At 71.5% G+C, this 6,419-nt stretch carries 8 protein-coding genes; 2 read left to right on the forward strand and 6 right to left on the reverse strand.

What is annotated here, in order from left to right:
* The 5 genes from FV234_RS19560 to FV234_RS19580 form a co-directional block, all read right to left on the reverse strand.
* Entirely contained in the window at positions 1-423 is a 423-nt protein-coding gene (locus tag FV234_RS19560; protein WP_147753636.1) for an organic hydroperoxide resistance protein, read from the reverse strand.
* Positions 424-636: 213 nt separating this feature from the next.
* Positions 637-1,521 (reverse strand): 3-keto-5-aminohexanoate cleavage protein, encoded by an 885-nt coding sequence (locus FV234_RS19565; protein WP_147753637.1) that lies wholly within the window; start codon positions 1,519-1,521, stop codon positions 637-639.
* Positions 1,522-1,531: 10 nt separating this feature from the next.
* Complete coding sequence (locus FV234_RS19570; RefSeq protein WP_147831171.1) at positions 1,532-2,290, reverse strand: SDR family NAD(P)-dependent oxidoreductase; 759 nt, start codon at positions 2,288-2,290, stop codon at positions 1,532-1,534.
* A gap of 43 nt (positions 2,291-2,333) precedes the next feature.
* Positions 2,334-3,284: a 3-hydroxyacyl-CoA dehydrogenase family protein gene (locus FV234_RS19575; protein WP_147753639.1), complete on the reverse strand. Its 951-nt coding sequence runs from the start codon at positions 3,282-3,284 to the stop codon at positions 2,334-2,336.
* A 15-nt stretch (positions 3,285-3,299) separates the two neighbouring features.
* Positions 3,300-4,331 carry a cyclase family protein gene (locus FV234_RS19580; protein WP_147753640.1) on the reverse strand — a complete coding sequence of 344 codons (1,032 nt, stop codon included), beginning with the start codon at positions 4,329-4,331 and terminating at the stop codon, positions 3,300-3,302.
* A 247-nt stretch (positions 4,332-4,578) separates the two neighbouring features.
* On the opposite strand from FV234_RS19580, the gene FV234_RS19585 reads away from it, so the two are divergent.
* Positions 4,579-5,001 carry a PaaI family thioesterase gene (locus FV234_RS19585; RefSeq protein WP_147831173.1) on the forward strand — a complete coding sequence of 141 codons (423 nt, stop codon included), beginning with the start codon at positions 4,579-4,581 and terminating at the stop codon, positions 4,999-5,001.
* A 131-nt stretch (positions 5,002-5,132) separates the two neighbouring features.
* On the opposite strand, the gene FV234_RS19590 is transcribed toward FV234_RS19585, so the two are convergent.
* Positions 5,133-5,993 carry a porin family protein gene (locus FV234_RS19590; protein ID WP_147831176.1) on the reverse strand — a complete coding sequence of 287 codons (861 nt, stop codon included), beginning with the start codon at positions 5,991-5,993 and terminating at the stop codon, positions 5,133-5,135.
* A 302-nt stretch (positions 5,994-6,295) separates the two neighbouring features.
* Between FV234_RS19590 and FV234_RS19595 the strand changes: the two genes are divergently transcribed.
* A partial coding sequence (locus FV234_RS19595) for a GTP-binding protein (RefSeq protein WP_246686237.1) occupies positions 6,296-6,419 on the forward strand: 124 nt, incomplete at its 3' end.

Genomic DNA, 6,419 nt, shown 5'->3' on the forward strand with positions numbered 1-6,419 from the left:
TCAGACGGCGGCGACGGCGACCTGGATGTTGCCGCGGGTGGCGTGCGAGTACGGGCAGACGACGTCGGCGCGCTTCACCAGGTCGGCGGCCGTCGCGGGGTCGATGTCGGGCAGGCTGGCCTTGAGGCTGACGGTGAGGCCGAAGCCGGTGCCGTCCTCGCGCTTGCCGATGCCGACCTCGGCGTCGACGCGGGCGTCCTCGGGCACCTTCACCTTGTCCTGGGCGGCGACGAACTTGATCGCGCCGAGGAAGCAGGCGGCGTAGCCGGCGGCGAAGAGCTGCTCGGGGTTGCTGCCGGGGCCGCCGTTGCCGCCGAGCTCCTTCGGGGTCGAGAGGCCGACGCCGAGGCGGCTGTCGTCGGTCGCCGCGGAACCCTCGCGGCCGCCGGTGGCGTGGGCGTGGGCGGTGTACAGAGCCTGCATCGTCGTCTCCTGATCGGATGGCGTTCGCACGGGCGTCGTGCTGAGCCGATGCCCTCTCCTTGCACGAATATCGATTGCGCACAATCTACATTTTGGGGCCAACGCCGTCGCAATGCCCTGCCGTCGGCCGGCCCGGCATGCCCCGCGAGGCCCTTGCCGCCCCATCGGGGTCGCGGGAAGAACGCTCCCGCTCGGGAGCTTCGCGCGATTCGCTCAATCGCGCGCAGGGAGGTGGAAGATCGCGCGCGCCTCGTCCGGGGTCGCCGGCGCGCAATCGAGGAGCGACAGCAGCGTCACCGCCTTCTCGACCAGGGCGGCGTTGTTCGGCGCGAGCTTGCCACGGGCGAGGTAGAGGTTGTCCTCCAGGCCGACGCGGACGTTGCCGCCCATGCTCGCAGCCAGCGCCACCATCGGGAATTCGGCCCGGCCGATGCCGAAGGCCGACCAGACCGCGTCGGCCGGCAGGCGCGCCCGCATCTGCACCAGGGTCTCGGGGTCGGCCGGGGCGCCCCACGGGATGCCGAGGCAGATCTGGAATAACGGGGGCGCGGCGAGATGCCCCTCGGCGATGAGGTGGCGGGCGAGCGCGATGTGGCCGAGGTCGAACACCTCGATCTCCGGACGGACGCCCGCAGTTCGGATCGTCTCGGCCATGGCGCGCAGGTGCGCCGGAGTGTTGAGGAACAGGTGCTCGCCGAAGTTCATCGTCGCCACGTCGAGGGTGCAGAGCTCGGGCTTCAGCGCGCTGACGTGGCGGGTCCGCACCTCCGGGCTCACGAAGGTGGTGCCGGGCCCCGCCGCCGCCGGGTCGGCCGCGCCCGGCACGAAGCGCCCGCCGGGCCCCGTCGTCAGGTTGAGGATCACGTCGGCGTTCCGCGCGCGGATGCGCTCGACGACCTCGCGGTAATGGTCGAACTCCATGCTCGGTGCCGCGGTGTCGGGGTGGCGGACATGGATGTGCACCACCGCGGCGCCGGCCTCGGCCGCCTCGAGCGCCGAGCGGGCGATGGCCTCCGGGCTGACCGGCACCGCCGGGTTCTTCGCGGTCGTGTCGAACGAGCCGGTCAGGGCGCAGGTGATCACGGTCTTCTGCGACATCGCCGTCTCCTCAGATCATCCCGCCGTCGACCACCAGCGTCTCGCCGGTGATGTAGGCGCCGCCCGCGGCGAGGAAGAACATCGCCTCGGCGATGTCCTCGGGCTCGGCCAGGCGCGCCATCAGGGTGTTGGCGACGGTCGCCGCCTTGCGCTCCTCCGGCCAGTTCGCGGTCCAGGGCGTGGCCACAAGGCCCGGCGCGACGGCGTTGACCCGGATCTCGGGGGCGAGCGCCCGGGCGAGCGAGCGCGTCAGGTTCATGAGCCCGGCCTTGCTCGCCGAATAGGCAATGCTGGAGCCGCGCCGCCCGAGGCCGGCCACCGAGGCGGTGTTGACGATGGCGCCGCGGCGCGCCTTCAGGGCGGGGGCGGCCGCCCGCGCGCAGCGATAGGGGCCGACGAGGTTCGTCGAGAGGATCGCGTTCCAGAAGTCCTCGGTCATCGCGTCGAGGTCCTCGAAGGCGATCGGCGCCTGCGTGCCCGAGGTGCCGGCGTTGTTGATCAGCACATCGAGGCCGCCGAGCGTCGCGATCGCCGCGGCGACCATCGCCTCCGCCTCGCCCGCGCGGGACACGTCGCCGGCGACCGCCGTGACGGAGAGACCTTCGGCGCTCAGCCGCCCGGCGGCTTCCGGGCCGCGTGGGTCGTCCGCGAGGTGGTTCAGGGCGACCGTGGCCCCGTTACGCGCAAACAGCGTGGCCGCGGCCAGGCCGATGCCGGAGGAGGCCCCGGTGACGAGGACGGCTTTGCTGCGAAGGTCGGCGCTGATCATCGTGTGCTCCCGGGTGGGGTTGGTGCGTGGCGGCTGGGAACGCTCACGTCCCCTCCATCCGGCCGATGGTGCGCAGGGCCGCCTTCAGGGCGAGCAGCTTGCGGTCGCGGTCGCGAAACAGCTCCGCCGGGTCGCGACCGCCCCAATCGAAGTAGCCGCGCCCGGCCATCACCCCTGTCCGGCCCTCGGCGCAGAGGGCGTCGAGGCTGTCGGACCGGGTGCGCGGCGGGGGCGGGCTGTAGCTCGCGTTGGCGAGCGCCCTTCGCTGCAGGTCGAGCCCGGTGAAGTCCGCCTTGGCGAGGTGGCCGAGGATCGGGATGCGTAAGGCGAGCCCATGCACGATGGCGTCGTCGATCTCGCGCGGGGTGGCGTAGCCCGCGTCGAGGAGGTGGTGCACCTCCGCCGTGATCGCCGACTGGATGCGGTTGGCGACGTAGCCCGGCACGAAGCGCTTCAGCACGATCGGCACCTGGCCCAAGCCCACGACGAGGTCGCGGATGCCCGCCACCACCTCCGGCAGCGTCTCGGGGCCGGGCACCACGTCGACGAGGTCGACGATGTAGGGGGGCGTGTACCAGTGCGCGACGACGGCGCGCGGCTGGCGCATCGCCGGGATCAGCGGGAAGACGTCGAGGTAGCTGGTGTTGCTGGCGATCACCGCATCGTCGGCGCAGAGCCGGTCGAGCTCGGAGAACAGCCCGCGCTTCGCCTCCGGGTCCTCGGTGATCGCCTCGATGACGAGGCTCGCCCCGTCGACGGCGCTTGCGAGGTCCTGCGAGAGGCGAACGGCGGCGGCGAGGCGGTCGGCGCTCCACCCGTCCGGCGCGGCTCCGGCCCCCTGCAGGGTCGCGAGCGCGGAGGCCATCAGGCCGGGCACGGCGTCGAGGGTCTCAAGGCGGCTGTCGACGAGGCGGACGGCATGGCCGCCGAGGGCAAGGACCAGGGCGATGCCGTGGCCCATCAGCCCGGCCCCGACGACGGCGATCTCGGCCATGATGTCCTCCTCCGGTCAGACGGTGGCGATCGGCGTCGCCGGCGAGCCGACGGCGCCGGGAAGCCGCAGGGGCGGCGCGGTGAGCAGGAAGCGATGGCGTCCGTTCGCGCGCAGCCAGTCCGCCAGCGGCGTCAGGTGCCAGAGCTCGCCCAGCGGCAGCCCGAGCTTGAACAGGCAGTGCTCGTGCAGCGGCAGGATCGCGCAGCAGGCCCCGCCCGGACGCGCGGGATAGGCCTCGACCGCGTAGTTGTCGGCGATCAGCGCGGACAGGCCGCTGTCGGTGATCCAGTCGAGCAGCCGCCGATCGCGCCCGTCGAGGACGGCGCAGATGCGGTGGACCGCATCCCGGTCCGGCTCGCCGGCCCAGGCAAGGAGCCGGTCGGCGAAGCCGGTATGCAGGCAGACCATGTCGCCGGGCTCGACCGCGACCGCGTCGGCTTCCAGGATGTGCATCAGGCCGTCGTAGCCGACGAGCGCGCGGGCGTCGCCGCAATGCGCCCGCAGGTCGATCATCACGCCGCGACCCTGCATGCCGTGCTCGGCCAGGCGCTCGATGCCGAGGCGGTGCGCCCGCGACGGAGCCTCGACCTCGGCGGCCTCGCTCGGACCCGTCACGTCGAGACCGCCGCGGAAGCCGTTGTAGTAGAAAGGTTTTGGCGTTCCGTCCCCGTCGGCGTCGAATAGGCCGCCGACATGGGCGAGGCTGTCCCACTGCGTCGAGTATTGCAAGTAGAGCATCACCCGGTCGTCGCAGATCACGTCGGTGGCGCCGTCCACCTCCTCGCAGACCCGGAAGTTCGTCACCGGCCGGCCGTTGGTCCGCACCGTCGGGCTGAGGCGCGGCGGGTGACGGCGCTGGTTCAGGACGTTTCCGCCGGGCAGGTCGAGGGGCAGGCTGAGGCAGAAGGTACGCCCCTCGCGGACCTCGGCGACGCCCTGGAGCACCTTGGCCGCATCGAGCCCGTTGACGCGGCCGAGCTGGTCGTCGGGGCCGTAATCGCCCCAGGTCGAGCCCTCGGGCCGGCGGCGCCAGCGCGGCGCGGTCATCGGCGCGTCCTGCCGGAATCGGTCCTGCCCGCGCAGATCCGTGGCGCGGCGGGTGCCGGAGCCGGGCGCATGCGTCCATCCCTGAAGCCGGATCCTTGACGGATCCCGTTGCCGGCATCGTCCGTCCGGCCATACCGGTCTGTCAACGACCCGGTCGCGGTCGGAGCGACGAAGCCGGGCGGAATTGTCAGGGCGCGCGGGCGCCCGCATACCCGGCCTTCGAAACGGGCGAGGGTCGGAGCAGCCGATGCGCGAGCAGGATACGATCTTCGGGGCCGACATCCCCTTCGCGCGGCTCTGCGGCGTCGAGGCCCTCGGCTATGCCGACGGGCGAACCCGGCTGCGGCTGCGCCTGCGCGACGACCACGGCAACAACCTCGGCATCGCCCATGGCGGCGTGATCTGCACGCTCCTCGACATCGCCATGGGCACCGCGGCGCGGCTCTCGGCGGGGCGTCCGGTGCTCACCCTTGACATGCAGACCCGCTTCCTCGCCCCCGGTCGCGGCGTGCTGCTGGCCGAAGGCTTCGTGGTGCGCGGTGGGCGCTCGGTGCTGTTTTGCGAGGCGGAAATCCGCGGGGAGGGCGGCAACCTGGTCGCCACCGCGAGCGGCCTGTTCAAGCCCGCCGGCCGGGACGGGCAACCCCCCGGAAGCCGGGTGAACGCCTGAGGTGACGACACCGAACCAACCTGGTTTCCCGGAATGGGGCGACCCGGGAAACGAAAAAGGGCGGACACCGCTGCCGGTGCCCGCCCATGAACCGTCGCTGAAGGTGCAGCCCCGAGGGACTGCGGTCGATTTCAGAGACCGCTGAACTTGTAGTTGAAGCCAGCGCGAACGACGTTGCCATCGGTGGTGAAGCGCGAGACGTACGCACCGGTACCGACGCCGGGGACCGCGCTGACGACGACGTTGCGGCTGCCCAGGTCGTAGTGGAGGTACTCGACCTTCACGGTGACCGCCTCGTACTTCAGGCCGAGGTACTTGCCGAAGGCGAAGGTGTTGAGAAAGCTGTCGGTGGGCACTGCGAATTCGATGCCGCCGCCGTAGGCATAGCCGGTCTCGAAGTCGTCGTAGCGGCCGGCGAACTGCAGGGCGTTGCCGGGCGTGAAGAAGCGGGCGTCGTAGAACACGTTGCCGTAGGCGAGACCGCCCATGCCGTACACCAGCACCCGATCGAAGCCGTAGCCGACGCGGCCGGTGAGGGTACCGAGCCAGTCGAGGCTCTGACGGTAGGCGGCCGGGTTGCCCACGACGCCGCCGGCGAGCGGAGCGCCGATCACGAAGCGGTTCTTGGTGAGGTCGGTCCAGTCGATGCTGTTGGCGACGCCGATGACGAAGCCCGAGCCCGGCGTGAACTGGTAGTTGTATCCGAAGGTGCCGCCGAGCTTGCCCACCGCATCCTGCTCGGTGGTGACGGTCGAGAGGCGGCGGCCGGCCGCGACGTTGCCGACGGTGACCGGAGTGGTGCCGTTGGTGATGATCCGCTGGCGGTCGGTGAAGGCGTAGGACGACTCGAGGCCGGCGTAGAAGCCGGTCCAGGTGAAGACCGGGATCGGAGTGAAGACCGGCGGGGGGGCGCGGCGCGGCAGGTCGGCGGCGGAGGCGACGGCGGTCATGCCGGCCAGCACGGTGGATGCGAGGAGAAGCTTCTTCGTCATGATGAGGGTTACCTGAAGACTGTCCCGGATGGCTCTGGCGCCAATTAAGCGTAAGCATGCCCCAGGCACTATGCCCGCCGTGCCACAGTGCAGCCCAAATGCAGCGCCGCCGCCGCACGCGGCCTCGGACAGCCGAATCAGGCAACGGGGCCCCCAGCCGAAGTCCCGGGCGAGACCCGGCCCTTGATCAAAGGACGGCGAGCCTCTAATCGGACCGCGCCTTTCGCCGGGCCTCCCAGCGAGCCGGGCGATAGAGAGATCGGGTGCGCCCGTGCGCGGGCCCTGCCGCAGGAACGGGAACCATGGCCAAAGAGAAGTTTGCCCGCACGAAGCCGCACTGCAACATTGGCACGATCGGTCACGTCGACCACGGCAAGACGTCGCTGACGGCGGCGATCACGAAGGTCCTGGCGGAGTCCGGCGGGG

The organism is Methylobacterium sp. WL8, from assembly GCF_008040045.1.
In the GTDB taxonomy this organism is placed as follows: Bacteria; Pseudomonadota; Alphaproteobacteria; order Rhizobiales; family Beijerinckiaceae; genus Methylobacterium; species Methylobacterium cerastii.